The 15,398-nt window shown below is 73.4% G+C and carries 14 protein-coding genes and 1 pseudogene; all 15 read right to left on the bottom strand.

What is annotated here, in order from left to right; genetic code table 11:
• Positions 1-10 precede the first annotated feature (10 nt).
• The 15 genes and pseudogenes from OG625_RS03165 to OG625_RS03100 all read right to left on the bottom strand — a co-directional run bounded on the left by OG625_RS03165 (position 11) and on the right by OG625_RS03100 (position 15,365).
• A complete protein-coding gene (locus OG625_RS03165; RefSeq protein WP_329376530.1) occupies positions 11-889 on the bottom strand; it encodes a SigB/SigF/SigG family RNA polymerase sigma factor in 879 nt (292 codons plus the stop codon).
• Between the two features lie 512 nt (positions 890-1,401).
• Positions 1,402-2,853 carry an ANTAR domain-containing protein gene (locus OG625_RS03160; RefSeq protein ID WP_329376529.1) on the bottom strand — a complete coding sequence of 484 codons (1,452 nt, stop codon included), beginning with the start codon at positions 2,851-2,853 and terminating at the stop codon, positions 1,402-1,404.
• Between the two features lie 116 nt (positions 2,854-2,969).
• Positions 2,970-4,034 carry a hydrogenase expression/formation protein HypE gene (gene hypE / locus OG625_RS03155; RefSeq protein ID WP_329376528.1) on the bottom strand — a complete coding sequence of 355 codons (1,065 nt, stop codon included), beginning with the start codon at positions 4,032-4,034 and terminating at the stop codon, positions 2,970-2,972.
• Positions 4,027-5,169, bottom strand: coding sequence for a hydrogenase formation protein HypD (hypD, locus tag OG625_RS03150; protein ID WP_329376527.1), 1,143 nt, complete (start codon positions 5,167-5,169; stop codon positions 4,027-4,029). Before hypD ends, hypE begins: the two co-directional genes overlap by 8 nt.
• Positions 5,166-5,453 carry a HypC/HybG/HupF family hydrogenase formation chaperone gene (locus tag OG625_RS03145; RefSeq protein WP_329376526.1) on the bottom strand — a complete coding sequence of 96 codons (288 nt, stop codon included), beginning with the start codon at positions 5,451-5,453 and terminating at the stop codon, positions 5,166-5,168. The genes hypD and OG625_RS03145 overlap by 4 nt, the downstream gene beginning before the upstream one ends.
• Positions 5,422-7,839, bottom strand: a complete 2,418-nt coding sequence (gene hypF, locus OG625_RS03140) for a carbamoyltransferase HypF (RefSeq protein WP_329376525.1) — start codon at positions 7,837-7,839, stop codon at positions 5,422-5,424. The genes OG625_RS03145 and hypF overlap by 32 nt, the downstream gene beginning before the upstream one ends.
• 527 nt (positions 7,840-8,366) lie before the next feature.
• Positions 8,367-9,053: pseudogene (gene hypB / locus OG625_RS03135) on the bottom strand (hydrogenase nickel incorporation protein HypB); the annotation flags it as partial.
• A 3-nt stretch (positions 9,054-9,056) separates the two neighbouring features.
• On the bottom strand, positions 9,057-9,464 hold the full coding sequence (locus OG625_RS03130) for a hydrogenase maturation nickel metallochaperone HypA/HybF (protein ID WP_329376524.1): 408 nt from the start codon (positions 9,462-9,464) through the stop codon (positions 9,057-9,059).
• Positions 9,465-9,617: 153 nt separating this feature from the next.
• Positions 9,618-9,722, bottom strand: a complete 105-nt coding sequence (locus OG625_RS41375; protein ID WP_443067666.1) for a DUF6893 family small protein — start codon at positions 9,720-9,722, stop codon at positions 9,618-9,620.
• The gene (locus OG625_RS03125; RefSeq protein ID WP_329376523.1) at positions 9,719-10,261 is read right to left on the bottom strand and encodes a hydrogenase maturation protease; all 543 of its coding nucleotides are present in this window, start codon (positions 10,259-10,261) and stop codon (positions 9,719-9,721) included. The genes OG625_RS41375 and OG625_RS03125 overlap by 4 nt, the downstream gene beginning before the upstream one ends.
• The gene (locus OG625_RS03120; protein ID WP_443067665.1) at positions 10,258-11,700 is read right to left on the bottom strand and encodes a hypothetical protein; all 1,443 of its coding nucleotides are present in this window, start codon (positions 11,698-11,700) and stop codon (positions 10,258-10,260) included. Before OG625_RS03120 ends, OG625_RS03125 begins: the two co-directional genes overlap by 4 nt.
• Entirely contained in the window at positions 11,697-12,395 is a 699-nt protein-coding gene (locus tag OG625_RS03115; protein WP_329376522.1) for a DUF6084 family protein, read from the bottom strand. The genes OG625_RS03120 and OG625_RS03115 overlap by 4 nt, the downstream gene beginning before the upstream one ends.
• The gene (locus tag OG625_RS03110; protein ID WP_329376521.1) at positions 12,392-13,045 is read right to left on the bottom strand and encodes a DUF5947 family protein; all 654 of its coding nucleotides are present in this window, start codon (positions 13,043-13,045) and stop codon (positions 12,392-12,394) included. Before OG625_RS03110 ends, OG625_RS03115 begins: the two co-directional genes overlap by 4 nt.
• Positions 13,042-13,584 (bottom strand): hypothetical protein, encoded by a 543-nt coding sequence (locus OG625_RS03105; protein ID WP_329376520.1) that lies wholly within the window; start codon positions 13,582-13,584, stop codon positions 13,042-13,044. The genes OG625_RS03110 and OG625_RS03105 overlap by 4 nt, the downstream gene beginning before the upstream one ends.
• Positions 13,581-15,365, bottom strand: coding sequence for a nickel-dependent hydrogenase large subunit (locus OG625_RS03100; RefSeq protein ID WP_329376519.1), 1,785 nt, complete (start codon positions 15,363-15,365; stop codon positions 13,581-13,583). Before OG625_RS03100 ends, OG625_RS03105 begins: the two co-directional genes overlap by 4 nt.
• Between the last annotated feature and the right edge of the window lie 33 nt (positions 15,366-15,398).

Here is a 15,398-nt window from a genome sequence, read left to right as displayed (position 1 = left end):
GCCCCGCGCGTCACCCGGCCGTGCCACCGCCGTCCGTCAGCAGTCCGGTCCGCAGCTTCACCATGATCCGGCCGAGCAGCCGGGAGACCTGCATCTGGGAGACGCCGAGCCGGTCACCGATCTCCGCCTGGGTGAGGTCCTCCCCGAAGCGCAGCGAGAGGATCAGCCGGTCGCGTTCGTCGAGGTCGGCCAGGAGCGGCTTGAGGGACTCCAGGCTTTCGATCAGGTCGTACGCGGGTTCCTCGACCCCCAGTGTCTGCGGCGCCGTGCTCCCCTCCGGCTCCTCTCCTGTGAGTCGCTCGAAGGTGCCCGCGGTGTAGCCGTTGGCGGCCCGACGGCCCTCGGCCAGAGCCTCGTCCTCGATGCCCAGCCGCTCCGCGAGCTCGTGATCGGTGGGCCGCCTGCCCAGCCGCTGCTCCAGGACGTCGTGCGTCTTGGCGATGTCGAGCCGCAGCTCCTGCAGCCGCCTCGGAACCTTCACGGCCCACGAGGTGTCCCGGAAGAACCGCTTCATCTCTCCGGTGATGGTGGGAAGCGCGAACGTCGCGAACTCGACCCCGCGCTCGACGTCGTACCGGTTGATGGCCTTGATCAGGCCGATCGTGCCCACCTGGACGATGTCCTCCAGCGGCTCGCTGCGGTTGTGGAACCGGCGGGCGGCGTACTTCACCAAGCTGAGGTTCAGTTCGACGAGCGTATTGCGCACGTAGGAGTACTCGGGAGTGCCCTCGGTGAGTGCGTTCAGCCGCTCGAAGAGCGACACCGACAGGACGCGGGCCTCGGAGGTGCTGACTCCGAGCGGATCCTCGGGGACCTCGGGGAGGTCGAGTACGGCTGTGCGGTAGTCGGTATGGACGGGCTCCGCTGTGACGCGGGAAAGGGGTGACATGGGAATCCTCCGACGGGGAGGTCCGGCGCCGGGTCGGCGCATCGGGACCGTCGTGGCTTTCGACGGGGATATACCCGCCGCCGGTCGGCTTGACCCTTTGCCGTGTCAAAGTGGACCCAGCGAGGTCAGACATGAACGAATCCGACCGGATCCTGGAAAAACTGCTCGCGAGTCTCACCGCCGTCCACGACGGGGATCTCACCGCCCCGGCTGCCGGACGACGCGGAAGGCCTCCCCGGCGAGATCGCGGCCGTCTACAACCGGATGGTCGGTACTCCGCGACGGCCGGCCGGTAGCGGGCCGCGATCTCCAGGCCCGACAGCGTCTCCAACGGCGGCACCTCCGGCTGGATCGCCTGCTGGAGCCGGAGCACCACCCGGTTGCACAGCTCGGCCTCCGCCTCCGCCTGCGCGGCCGTGAGCCGTCGAAGCCGGCGCTCAGGGCCACCTCGGTGTGGTGCTGCGCCGTGACGTCCTGGTAGACCCCCGCCAGCCCGGTCAGCGCGCCCCGCGTCAGGACGGGCTCGGCCGCGATCTGGATGCGCCGGACCCCGCCGTCGGGCCGCACCACCCGCAGCAGCCCTGGGCCCCCTCCCGTCGGTCCGCCAGGGCGGCCGGCATCTCCCGCAGGACCTCCGCGTCCTGCGCGTGCACCCGCGGGCCGAGCGCGCGCAGCGGCAGCGGCTCCGCCCGGGGCTGCAGACCGAAGAGCGCGTACGCCTTCGAGCTCCAGCGGGACCGGCCGGTCACCAGATCGTCCTCGAACCAGGCGATCCGCTCCAGCCGCCCGAGCACGCGGACCAGCACCGGGCTCGTGTCGACGGTGTCCCACAGCACCACCGCCCGCTCCCTCGCGAGGGCCAGTACGCGCACGTGGGCCATGGACCCCGACTCGGGCGCCGGGCCGTCCTCCGGCAGGCAGGGGACGAACTGCGGCCCGCCGCCACCGGCGGCCGCCGCGATCAGCCGTGTCAGACCCTCGTGGGCGTACGGGAAGACCTGCGCGAGCGGCCGCCCCACGGGCTCGTGGACCCCGCCGACGGCTCTGCCGGCGGCCGGATTGACGTCCTTGACCACCGCCTGGGTCCCTACGGCCGCCCGGACGACGGCCGCGGGCTGTTCCAGCAGGTCCAGCAGCGCGGTGAGGCCGCGCGGCCCGCCCTCCTCGTCCCGCGCCCAGTCCAGGACGTGCGCCGCGGGCTCCGCCGGATCGGCGAACTCCCGGCGCAGCACCTCGTCCACGGGCACGGGCTCCTCCCACGCGGCGAGGAGCAGCCCGGCCGCCCCGCCCGCCGGCCGGAGCGGGAACAGCACCCGGGCGCCATGCGCCACGGCCCCCGGCAGCCGGGGCGACCCGGAGGGCGGGCCCTCGTCCGTACCGTCCGGCAGCCAGACGGGGACGCCTCCGTGCATCGCCTGGTGCAGTGGGCCCCCGCACCCGGGCGGCAGCCACCGCCAGTGCGCGGCCTCCGGGCGGCTCGCACCGGCCTGCCCGACCAGCTCCAGGCAGCCCGTCTCGGTGCGCCGCCACAGGAAGACCGCCCGGACACCGAGGGGGCGCAGGCCGCCCTCCAGCAGCGTGTCCAGCGCTTCGGCGGCGCTGTCCGCGGCGAGGGCCGCCGCCGCACTGCGCCGGGTACGACGTGCCTTCGACGCGGCGCCGGCCTGCCCGTCGGGGGCCTCGACGACCACGCTCCCGGCGGCCGCGTTGACGATGTCGGCCGCGGTGTCCACGGCCCCGAGCCCCGTGGACACCGCCGGCCGCACCAGGTGGTCCGCGGCCTCGTCGGGCGGGATGGCCAGCTGGGCCGAGAGCACCCCGGTGGCGAGGTCGAGCAGTCGCCGACGGCCGCGGTCGGCATGGAGCGCCGAGATCTCAGAGGTCAGCTCGGTGACGGCGGCGGCCAGGGCGTTGCCGACCGGGGCGCTGCCGGCCGGGACACCGGCCGGGCCGGGCTCGGTCATGACGCCACCTTCCGCTGGTCGGCCCCCGTGGACGCGCCTGCCCTCGCCCCTCGGTGTCAAACGCCGCCGCACGACTCCGCCATCGCCCGCCCGCGCTCCCGAGCACGGGATCGCGGTCAGCAGATCCGCGGGAGCTGCTCCCCGATCGGCAGGTCGACCACGCGGGTGCCGCCCAGCCGGGTGCGCGCCACGACCATGCCCGGGTGGGCCTCCACCGCCTCGCCGATCACGGTCGCCCCGCGGCCCAGCGGATGCGCCCGCATGGCGTCGAGCACGGCCTCGGCGTGCTCGCGCGGTACGAAGGCCACCAGCTTGCCCTCGTTGGCCACGTAGAAGGGGTCCAGGCCGAGGATCGAGCAGGCGTTCGCGACGGCCGGCGGGACGGGGACCCGAGAATCCTGGATGACGACGCCGGTGCCGGAGGCCGCCGCGATCTCGTTCAGCGAGGCGGCCAGACCGCCCCGGGTGGGGTCGCGCAGCACGTGGAGGTCCGGTGTGACCGCGAGCATGCTCCGGACGAGGCCGCCGAGCGCCGCGCAGTCGCTCTCGACGTCCACCCCGAACTCCAGGCCCTCCCGGACGCTCATGATGGCCACGCCGTGGAGCCCGATGTCACCGCTGACGATCACCACGTCACCGGGCACCACCCGCTGCGGGCGCAGGTCCACCCCCGCCGGGATGACCCCGATGCCCGCGGTGTTGACGTAGATGCCGTCGCCGTGCCCGCTCTCGACGACCTTGGTGTCCCCGGTGGCCACCTCCACGCCCGCGGCCCGGGCCGCGTCGCCCATCGCCCGGGCCACCCGGGAGACGACGGACAGCTCGACCCCCTCCTCCAGGATGAACCCGCAGGAGAGGTAGGCCGGTTCGGCCCCGCTCATCGCGAGGTCGTTGACCGTGCCGTTGACCGCGAGGTCGCCGATGCAGCCGCCGGGGAAGAACAGCGGGCGCACCACGTAGGAGTCCGTGGAGAAGGCGAGGCGCACCCCGCCCAGGGAGAGCGCGGCGGAGTCCCCGAGCTGGGCCAGGGCGGGGCCGCCGAACGCCGGGAGGAAGAGGTGCTCGACGAGCTCGGCGGACAGGGCGCCGCCCCCGCCGTGACCCATCACCACCCGGGGGTGGTCGCGCAGCGGGGCCGGGCAGGTCCAGCCGGTGATGTCCAGGGGTGCGGTCTCAGCCAACGGGGCTCGCCTCCAGCGGCGTCGTCGGGGAAGCCGGCGCGGCCTGGAGGTCGAGCCGGCGGTAGAGGTAGTACGCGGCGCAGGCGCCCTCGCTGGAGACCATCGTGGCGCCGAGCGGTGTGCGCGGCGTGCACAAGGTGCCGAAGGCCTCGCACTCGTGCGGCTTGATGAGCCCCTGGAGCACCTCGCCGCTGCGGCACTCGGCGGGCTCCCGCGTGGTGATCCCGGTGACCGAGAAGCGGTGCTCGGCGTCGAACTCGCGGTAGCGGTCCGAGAGCCGCCAGCCGCTGCCCGGGATGACCCCGATGCCGCGCCAGGCCCGGTCGGTGACCTCGAAGACGTCCTCCAGCATGGCGAGGGCGGCCGGGTTGCCCTCCGGGCGGACGGCGCGCGCGTACGCGTTCTCCACGGTGTGCTCGCCCCGTTCGAGCTGGCGCACGGTCCGCCGTACGCCTTCGAGGATGTCCAGGGGCTCGAAGCCCGTCACCACGATCGGCACCCGGTACCGTGCCGCGAGCTCCGGGTACTCCGCCACGCCCATGACGCTGCACACGTGCCCGGCGGCGAGGAAGCCCTGCACCCGGCAGCTGGGCGACTGCATGATGGCCTCGATGGCCGGGGGAACCCGGACGTGCGAGACGAGCAGGCTGAAGTTGGGGATGCCCAGCCGCTTGGCCTGATGGACCGTCATGGCATTGGGCGGCGCGGTGGTTTCGAATCCGATGCCGAAGAACACCACTTCACGGTCCGGGTTCTGGCGGGCGATGGTCAGGGCGTCGAGCGGGGAGTAGACCACCCGTACGTCGCCGCCCTCGCTCCGCACCCGGAACAGGTCGCGGCCGGTCCCCGGCACCCGGAGCATGTCCCCGAAGGAGCAGAAGATCACCCCGGGCCGGGAGGCGATCTCCAACGCCTTGTCGATGACCTCCAGTGGGGTCACACAGACCGGACAGCCCGGGCCGTGGATCAACTCCACCTGATCGGGGAGGAGTTGATCGATCCCGTGCCGGATGATGGTGTGGGTCTGGCCGCCGCAGACCTCCATGAGCGCCCAGGGGCGGGTCACCGTGGCGTGGATCTCGTCCAGCAGCCGGCGCGCCAGGTCCGGGTCCTGGAACTCGTCGATGTACTTCACGGCTGCACCCCCTCGCCGGCCTCCGCGGCCATTTCCCACGGGTCACCGAACTCCTCCTGCAACATGCCGAGTTCCGCGAAGAGCTCAAGGGTCTGCTTCGCGGACTCCTCGTCCAGCCGCTGGAGGGCGAACCCCACGTGGACGATGGCGTACTCGCCTACCTGGAGGTCCGGCAGGTACTCCAGGCACACCTCCTTCTGTACGCCGCCGAAGTCCACTGTGGCCATGCGGGTGCCGTCCCGCTCCCCGATGTCAAGCACTTTGCCGGGTACCGCCAGGCACATGGGCCTCTCCTCGCTGTGGGGGTTCGGTGACGTCGAAGGCGGCCGCCACCATGAGCTGACCGAGTGCCAGGCCGCCGTCGTTCGGCGGGACGTGGCGGTGCCGCAGTACGGTGAAACCGTGCCCGCGCAGCGTGCGGGCGCAGGCCGAGGACAGCAGGGTGTTGGCGAAGACCCCGCCGGTCAGCACCACCGTGTCCAGTCCGTGCCGCTCGCGCGCGAGGACGCACAGCCTGCCGACGAGCGCGGTCACACCGGCGTGGAAGCGGGCCGCGATCACCGAGGGGGCCGCCCCCGCGCGCAGGTCGGCGACCGCCGCCGCCAGCAGGGGCGCCGGGTCCGCGGTGACCGGGGCGTCGCCGGGGCCGGGTGCGTCGCCGGGGGTGGGCAGGTTCAGGGTGAAGGCGTAGGGGTCGGTGCCGTCGCGTCCCGCCGTCCGCAGTGCGGCGCTCTCCAGTTCCATCGCCGCCTGGGCCTCGTAGCCGGAGCGGTGGCAGATGCCCGCCAGTGAAGAGACGGCGTCGAAGAGCCGCCCCATGCTGGAGGTGGCCGCGCAGTTCAGGCCGAGCTCCAACTGGCGCGACAGCACCCGAAGTTCGTCATCGGGGCAGCTGTTCACGCACGGCAGGTCCGGATCCCACGGGATGCCCGCCGCCCGCAGGTGCGACAGGGCCATCCGGTACGGCCGGTGCACGGCGGCGTCGCCGCCCGGCAGGGGAACGTACGCGAGATGCGCGAAGCGCGTGTATCCGGCGTAGTCGGCGAGGAGCACCTCGCCGCCCCACACCGCGCCGTCGTCGCCGTAGCCGGTGCCGTCGAAGGCGACGCCGATCACCCGGCGGCCGCCGTCCAGACCGTGTTCGGCCATCGCGGAGGCGATGTGCGCGTGATGGTGCTGGACGCGCACCAGCGGCCGCCCGCCGGCATTGCGCGCCGCCCACCGGCCCGACCGGTAGCCGGGATGCCGGTCCGCGGCCAGCCGCTCGGGCGTGACGCCGGTGATGGACTCCAGCTGCTGCTCGGCCCGCTCGAACGCGAGCTGGGTGGCGAGGTCGTCCATGTCGCCGATGTGCGCCGACAGCCAGGCCCGACGGCCCTCACCGAGGCAGAGGGCGTTCTTCAGGTCGCCGCCGGCGGCCAGCGTGGCGGGGACCGGCAGCGGCAGCGCGACCGGCAGCGGGGCGTAGCCGCGCGCACGCCGGACCAGCAGCGTGGCGCCGTCGCAGACCCGTACCACCGAGTCGTCGCACGGCACGTGGATGGGGCGGTCGTGCGTGAGCCAGGCGTCGGCGAGGCCGGCCAGCCGCTCCAGGGCCTCGGCCTCGTCGGTGACGATGGGCTCGCCCGCGAGGTTCCCGCTGGTCATGACGAGCAGCCCGGGCCCCGGAGGATCGCCGGGAAGCCCGAACAGCAGGTGGTGGACGGGGGTGTACGGAAGCATGACTCCGAGGTCGGGGCTGCGCGGAGCGACCGCCTCGGCGGGCTCGGCCGGGCCCGGGACCCCGGCGCGCCTGCGCAGCAGCACGACGGGCCGGACGTTCCCGGTGAGCAGGGCGCGTTCCTCCGGGCCGATGTGCGCCAGCCGCTCGGCCTCGGCGAGGTCGCGCACCATCACGGCGAAGGGCTTGTCGCCGCGGGCCTTGCGCCGGCGCAGTTCCGCCACGGCCTTCGGCTGGGCGGCATCGCAGGCCAGGTGGTACCCGCCGAGCCCCTTGACCGCGAGGATCGCGCCCCGGGCCAGCATCCGGCGGGCCTCGGCGACGGGATCCGTACCGGTGAGCTCGTACGGGGCCTTCGCGCCCGCGGCGACCAGCAGCCGCAGCCGAGGCCCACAGGCCGTGCAGGCCACTGGCTGGGCGTGGAAGCGCCGGTCGGCCGGATCGGCGTACTCGCGGGCGCAGTCGGGGCACATCGGGAAGCCGGCCATGGTCGTGTGGGCGCGGTCGTAGGGCAGACCGGTGACGATGGTGAAACGGGGCCCGCAGTGCGTGCACGTGATGAAGGGGTGCCGGTGGCGCCGGTCGGCCGGGTCGGCCAGCTCGGCGAGGCAGGCGGCGCACGTGGCCGTGTCGGGGGAGACCAGGGTCCGGGCCGGCCCGCCGCTCCGGGAGGCGATGATCGAGAACCCGCCGCTGCCGCCGACCACCGGCACCTCGCAGTGGTCCACGCCGTCCACCACGGCCAGCGGGGGCGCGTCCGCCGCGAGGCGCTCGCAGAAGTCCGAGACGGCTTCGGGCGCACCCTCGACCTCGGTCACCACGCCTTCGGGGGTGTTGGTGACGTGTCCGGCCAGGCCGAGCCCGGTGGCGCGGGCGTAGACGTACGGCCGGAAGCCGACACCCTGCACCACGCCCCGCACGACGACCCGACGGCGCTGCACGCCCTCCATCAGCGGCTCTGCCGGCGCGCCGGCGCCGGCTTGGGCGTCGGCGGGTGATCGTGAGCAGGCCCCTGCCCGTGCGCGTGCGCGGGCCCCGCCCCGTGTACGTGTTCCGTTCCGTGCACATGCCCCTGCCCGGGCCCCGGCGCGTTCCCCGTCCCGTGCACATGCCCCGGCCCGTGAGCGTGCCCGGGCGCAGGTTCGTGCCCGTGGCCGCCCGCAGCCGCAGCCGCAGCCGCAGCCGCAGCCGCAGCCGGAGTCCCAGCCCCGTGCCCAGCCCCCGGGTTGTGCCCAGCCGCCGAGTCGTGCCCAGGCTCGGATCCTCGTCCCGGGTTGGGTGCCCGCCCGGGACCGTGCGTATGTTCGTGGTCGAGCCCGTGCACGTGTGCATGCCCCGGTCCGTGAGCGTGCCCGGGCGTGGGCCCGTGCCCCTGGCCGTGCGCAGCCCCAGTCCCCGGGGCGTGGCCGGGCTCGTACCCCGGACCGTGGGCGTGCCCGGCGGCGTGGTGGGCGTCCCGCGCGGGAGCGCACGCGCACTGGGTTGCCATCACCGGGGTGTGTGCCACCGCCCCCGCGCCGACCGCTTGCGCCCGGTCCAGCAGGATGCCCAGGCCCTCGCCCGTGCGGGCCGAGGTGAGCACCACCTCGACGCCCGGGTTGACCCGCTGGACGTTCGCGCGGAAGGTCGCCTCGTCGAACTCGACGGCCTGCGCGATGTCCGTCTTGGTGATCACGACCAGCTGCGCCAGACCGAAGGCGGTCGGGTACTTCAGCGGCTTGTCCTCGCCCTCGGTCACCGAGGCGAGGACCACGCGCAGCGACTCCCCGAGGTCGTACGAGGCCGGGCAGACCAGGTTGCCGACGTTCTCGACGAAGAGCAGCCGGGTCTCCTCGGGCAGCCATCCGTCCAGGTGCCGCCCCAGCATCGCGGCCTCCAGGTGGCAGAGCCCGTCGGTGAGCACCTGCTTGACCGGCGCGCTCGAGCGGGCCAGCCGCACCGCGTCGTTCTCGGTGGCCAGGTCGGCCGTCAGGGCGGCCACGGCCACCCCCCGCTCGCCGGCGAGCACCAGCTCCCGCTCCAGCAGGGCGGTCTTGCCGCTGCCCGGACTGGACAGCATGTTCACGACCGTGGTTCCGCGGGCGGTGAGTTCGGCGCGCAGCGCCTGCGCCGCCCCGTCGTTCTTGGCGAGTACCGCCTGTTGCAGGTCGACCACTCGGCACATGGTTCAGGCCTCCTCGGAGATCGGTGCGCGGCAGGGGACCGCGGCCTGGGCGTCGGGGTCCGGGGCGTCCTCCCAGGTCACGGTGAGGATGCGCAGCTCGCGTCCGGAGAGCAGCTCCACCTCCGTGGCCCGTCCGCAGGCGGGACAACACAGTTCGGGCGGCATGCCCACGGCCCATTCGCCCGTGCAGGCGGCGCAGCGCGCGCGGGCCGGCACGGACCGGGTGACGAGCTCGGCACCCTCCAGGACCGTTCCGGCGCAGGCCAGTTCGAAGCAGAAGGCGAGGGAGTCCGGGACCACCCCGGCCAACTCCCCGACCTGGAGCTCCACTCGGCTCACGACGCCCGTCGCGTCCGGGGCCGCCTCTTCCACCTGGCCGACGACGGCCATGGCGATCGACATCTCGTGCATAGGACTTGCGTCTCCGTCCTGCCGGGCTCATTACACCGGCAGGGCGCGGGCGGCGCGGGCGGCCACGCCGACGACCACTACGCCCCGTACGCCATTCGGGCGCCGGGGCGTACGGGGTCCTGGGGGCCCCACGGAGCCTCCGGGCGTGCGGGTTCACATGCCGCGGATGTGCAGGTAGCGCCTGATGTCGGGCAGCAGCTGCTTGAGCACGGCGAGCAGGGCGACGGCGGCGGCTCCGCCGATGACGGCCTTCTTCATGGGGTTCTCCTCAGTTCACGGCGGTTCGGGTCATCCACTCCGGCCCCGGGCGCCTCCTCCTGCCGGAGCAGGTCCAGGAGCATGCGTACGGCCTCCGGCACCGCGTCGGCCACCGGCCGGCTCAGACCGATGCCCTCCTCGACGCAGGCGGGTTCGCACCCGAGGACGAGCACGCGCCGGGGCGCGGCGGTGCCGGTCCCGGCGCACAGGGTGTCCAACAGGGCGAGGACGGTGTCGGGCGACATGTCGTGGCCGTCGAGGGCGGCCCCGCCAGGTGCGACGCGCGCGTCCCCGGTGCCGACCTCGATCAGGTACAGGGTGCCGGGGGCTCCGCCGCGTGCGGTGGCGTCGACGAGGACGACCGTGTCGTAGCCGTCGAGCAACTGGTAGGCGAGGTGGACCCCGCGGACCCCGAAGTCCACCGCCTCCACCCCCTGCGGCAGCGCGTGCGAGGACAGGGCCCGCAGGGTCTCCACGCCGAAACCGTCGTCGCCGAGGAAGACGTTGCCGATTCCGGCGATCAGGGTCCGGCCGTTCACGCCTGCTCCCCGGGGGTGACCTCGTCGGGCTGGAAGTAGAGGAACCTGCCCTGCTCCCGGCGGATGTCGGCGCCCGGATCGCCCTCCACGGTGACCGCGAGGTGCACGCCCCCGTCGACATCGTGCAGAACGGCCTCCACCAGGGCGGTGCGGCCCTGGAGGAACAGGTCCTGGGCGTCGGTCCGGCGTAGCCCGGGGCGAAGGACCACCCGGCTGCCGACCCCGACCCGGACACCGTCGACCGTGACGTGGTCGGGGGCCGGCTCGACCGGGTCCGCCCCGGCCGGATCCCACCAGGGGGTCTCGGGCCGGAACAGCGCGGCCGGGTCCTCGGCCCCGGCCCCGGGCTCGCCGGTGATGTCACGCAGCCCGCGGACGGCCCCGTGGAGCCGCTCCAGCACCTCGGGCGGCATCGAATCGGCCAGGTCGATCACGGCGGCCGCCCGGGGATCCGTCCCGCGCGCCTCCCGCTTCTCCTGGTCGGTGAGGGCGGCGGTGCGCAGGGCCAGGATCTCGTCGATCTCGGTGGCGTCGTACATGGCTCCGGCGCTCTCGGGCGCGATGGCAGGGTGGTCCTCCAGGATGATGGGGGAGGACAGCACCACGTCGGCCCGGCCGGGCTCGCCCGCCAGCACCGGCCAGGTGTGGCGGTTCTCGCAGCTCGCGACCGCCCCCTTGGCCCACTCGGGCGGGTCGGTCATCGACAGGAAGGATCCGGAGCTCAGCCCCAGCAGGAGGTGGGCGGCGACCAGCGAGCGGGGCAGTGCCTCCTCGCGCGTCGCGGAGCTGTCGTCCGGCACCCAGGAGCTGGTGTTCTCCACCACGGCCGCGAGCTTCAACACCCGGTAAGGGCCGTCGAGTTCGGCGGCGGAGAGCCGCAGCAACCCGCTGACCCGTTCCGTACGCCGCACCAGGCGGCCGACCGTGCGACCCTCGGCGTCGAGGACGGGCTCGACCTCCTCGCGGGCGGGCCGGGCGAACGGGAAGAGGGCCTCCGCGCCGGCCAGTTCGGCCACCGTCACGGACACCTCGACCCGTTCCTCGGCGCCCTCGTCCCAGGGGACCAGCACCCGGTCGGCCAGGTGCAGTTCGGCGACCTCCTCGAACGTGCCGTCCATGCAGGCCTGTTGGACCGTACGCCGCTGGGCGTGCAGGAAGCGCAGCTCCAGGGAGAGCGTCGCCGCGCCCCGGGGCTCCAGCAGGACCTCGGTCCGCTGGAAGGTGTGCTCCTCGTGCGCCGGGGCCCAGGCGGGCGGCACGAGCACGCCGAACTGCCAGCGCATCCGGTTCTTCGCGGCCGAGGCCCGGTACGGATAGAGGACGTACCCCTCGAAGAGGACGGCGTCGGCCACCTGCCGGGCCGTGGCGAAGCGGGCGTCCGGGGCCGTCCCGGACGCGGTCGCGGTCCTGCTCTCGGTCGTGGACGTGGTCGCGGTCACGGGGCCGTCCTCTCGGTGACGCGCGGCGGAGCCGCCCCCAACCGGACCGCGGGCGGCGGCGGTCCCGCCGCGGCCGCGGTGTCCAGGAGGGCGCGTACGGTCGCCTCCCAGGAGGGGAGGGCGTGCCGCGAGCGGAAGGCGAGCAGGTCGGCCATCGTGTCGGCGGGCAGCCGCAGCCAGCCGCAGCCGGGGAAGTGCTGCTCGACCATCTCCCGCCAGACCCCCACCGGCATCCGGTACGCCGCCTCGCTGTCCCAGGGCACCGGTTCGACGTGGAAGCCGCCGGCCCCGGTGAACGCGGTCCCGGAGAACAGCATCAGCAGCGGCACCTCACCGCCCTGGAGCGCGGCGAAGTACCGGGTCGCCGCGATGTCCATGTCGTAGGTGCACGGCACCACCAGGTCGACCTCGGTCTCCCCGGTGAAGCTCGGGACCATCAGCGACACCTGGGCGAACTGCACGGGCTGGAGCGTGGACCCCCAGCGGGAGGGCGCACCGAACAGGTCGGCCAGCCCGTCCGCCTCCACCGGGCCGTACCGCCGCCGGGCGGGTTCGACGCGGATCTGGCAGCGCAGGGCGATGGCGTGCATCCGCACCCCGGGCGAAGTGGTCATGCGCAGCCGGAACACCAGCGTCGGACCGGCGGCGTACGGGTCGGCGCGCACCCCCGTGCAGGCGAAGGCGAAATCCGTCATGGCCGGCCCGCTTCCACCGCGTCGGGCGCGAGTGCCCGGGACCGCCGCTCGACGCGTTCGAAGAAGACGCGCAGCGCCTCCCGGGCCTCCGCGCCCCCGTCGAAGCCCTGCCACAGCATCCGCATCCGCCCCACCAGTTCGTAGCAGATGTCGATGGGCACCAGGTGGCAGGTGGTGCGCCCCTCCGCGCGGTGCAGCAGCAGCGCCTCCACGTCGGGTTCCAGGAGGGCGGCCAGCCGTCCGGCGCCGAGCACGCCCTGCCAGGTCTCCGGGTCGAGCTCGCTCTCGGTGGCCCCGGCGGGGCTCGGGTAGAGCGCGACCAGGCGGTCCAGCGCGGCGTTGCGGAAGAGGAAGGCCACCCCGACGGGGATCTGGAGGGCCTCCCAGGCGCCGTCGTCGAGCCGGTGCCCCGGATCGGTCAGGTACCGGTCGGGGACGGCGCGGAAGCGGCCGGTGACCGCCCCCGGCCGGTCGAAGAGCAGCGCGCAGCCGGTACACGCGCAGACCAGGGCCCGCCGCTCGGTCTCCACCAGGTGGCGGTGTCCGTCCTCGGCCACCACCACCCCGCACAGTTCGCAGGTCTCGGGGCGTGGCGGGCGCGCGCCGGCGAACCGCCGCAGGCCCCGGGCCGCCGAAGCCGACCCGCTCACCGGACCCGTGCCGGGGCCTGCGGGCGGGTACCGATCTGCAGCAGAGCCGGGGCCGGGGCCGCCTTCTCCACCTCGACGGAGGTCACCTCGGGCGCGAAGGCCGCCAGGGCGTCCGCCACGTCGCGCGGCACACCGGACGAGCCGGCCTCCGAACTGCCGCAGCCGCAACCGCCGGTGGCCGCCGCGCGCAGCCGCAGCACACCCGAGGCCGCGTCGAAGTCCAGCAGCTCCACGGGCTCCCGTACGGAGCGCAGTGCCCGACCGATCCGGGCGTGTACGTCCTCGGGGTTGAGGTCGTGCAGGGCCAGCAGGCTCGCGACGAGCTCGTCGTCCAGCAGCGGGCGCAGGCCGTTCTCGCCGAGCCGCTCCGTGATGCGGGCGAGCCCGGCCCCGTAGAACTCCATGAGGACCCGGACCAGTTCCTCGGCGGCGGCGCATGCCGCCCGGTCGCCCGTGGCGGCGAGCCGGTCGAGCACCTCGTCCACCCGCTGCCCGGCCTGCCGCGCGTCCACCGCGACGCCCGTCTGCGCGGCGCTCATCCGCCCAGTCCGCTCAGGCCGGTGGGCACGTGCATGGTCTTGACGGTCTTGCCGCCGCCCACGTACATGTGCACCCCGCACGGCAGACAGGGGTCGAAGCTGCGCACCGCCCGCATGATGTCGATGCCCTTGAAGTTCTCCGGGGAGTTCTCCTCGAAGATGGGGGTGTTCTGCACGGCGTCCTCGTACGGTCCCGGAGTGCCGAAGGTGTCGCGGGTGCTGGCGTTCCACGGGGTCGGCGGATACGGGTGGTAGTTGGCGATCTTCCCGTCGCGGATCACCATGTGGTGCGACAGGACGCCCCGTACGGCCTCGGTGAAGCCGACGCCGATCGACTCGTTCGGCACCTCGAACTTCTCCCAGGTCTGCGTGCGTCCGGCGCGGACCTCCGCCAGCCCCTTCTCGGCGCAGTGCAGGGCGATGCCCGCCGCGTACGCCTGGAAGTAGGTGCGGGCGCGGTTGCGCTCCAGGGCGTTGCTCCACTTCGGGATCTGCCACTCGAAGCGGGTCTCGGGCTTGGTCATGGTCTTCGGCAGGTTGATGACCACGCTGTGCCCGGTGGCCTTGACGTAGCCGACGTCCACCAGACCGGACAGGGCCGTGGACCACAGCCTGGCGATGGGGCCGCCGCCGGTGTCGAGCGCCAGGTGGTCCTTGCCGTCGAACCAGCGGGGCGACATCACCCAGCTGTACTTGTCGTCGAAGTTCCGCTTCTGCGGGGCCGGGATGGTGTGCTGGTTCCACGGGTGGCGCGGGTCGACCGGGTTGCCGAGCGGGTCGTGCGTGACGAACTGCTCGCGTCCCTCCCAGTCGTCGTAGTACGAGCTGCCCAGCAGGATGCGGATGCCGAGGTTGATCTCGGTGAGGTCGTTGGTGACCAGCTTGCCGTCCACGATCACGCCCGGGGTGACGAACATCTTCCGTCCCCAGTCCGTCATGTTGGCGTACGTGAAGTCGCAGTACTCGGGGTCGTTGAGCGCACCCCAGCACCCCAACAGGACGCGCCGGCGGCCCACTTCCTCGTAGCCGGGCAGGGCCTCGTAGAAGAAGTCGAACAGGTCGTCGTGCAGCGGCACCACCTTCTTCATGAACTCCACGTACCGCATCAGGCGGCTCATGTAGTCGGTGAAGAGCTGGACCGAGGCGATGGTGCCGACGCCGCCCGGGTAGAGCGTGGAGGGGTGCACGTGGCGCCCCTCCATCAGGCAGAACATCTCCCGTGTGTACCGGCTGACTTGGAGGGCCTCGCGGTAGAACTCGCCCTCGATGGGGTTGAGCGAGCGCATGATGTCGGCGATGGTGCGGTAGCCGTGCTCGCCGGCGTGCGGGGCCTGGGTCCGCTCGGCCAGCTCCAGCACGCCGGGGTTGGTCTCGCGGACCATCTTCTCGCAGTAGTCGACCCCGACCAGGTTCTCCTGGAAGATGTTGTGGTCGAACATGTACTCCGCGGACTCGCCGAGGTTGATGATCCATTCGGCGAGGTGCGGCGGCTTCACCCCGTAGGCCATGTTCTGCGCGTACACGGAACACGTGGCGTGGTTGTCACCGCAGATGCCGCAGATGCGGCTGGTGATGAAGTGCGCGTCGCGGGGATCCTTGCCGCGCATGAAGACGCTGTAGCCACGGAAGACCGACGAGGTGCTGTAGCACTCGGCGACCCGCTTCTGCTTGAAGTCGATCTTCGTGTGGATGCCGAGACTGCCCACGATCCGGGTGATCGGATCCCACGCCATCTCGACCAGGCCGCTGCCGTCACCGGCCGCCTTCGTCTTCGGTTCCATCGTGTCTGCCGTGACCCTTCTTCAGTGTGGGGG

The sequence above is a fragment of the Streptomyces sp. NBC_01351 genome, from assembly GCF_036237315.1.
Classification (GTDB): Bacteria; Actinomycetota; Actinomycetes; order Streptomycetales; family Streptomycetaceae; genus Streptomyces.
Note: the sequence above shows the minus strand (reverse complement) of the source record. Positions and strands in the feature narration are given on the sequence as shown.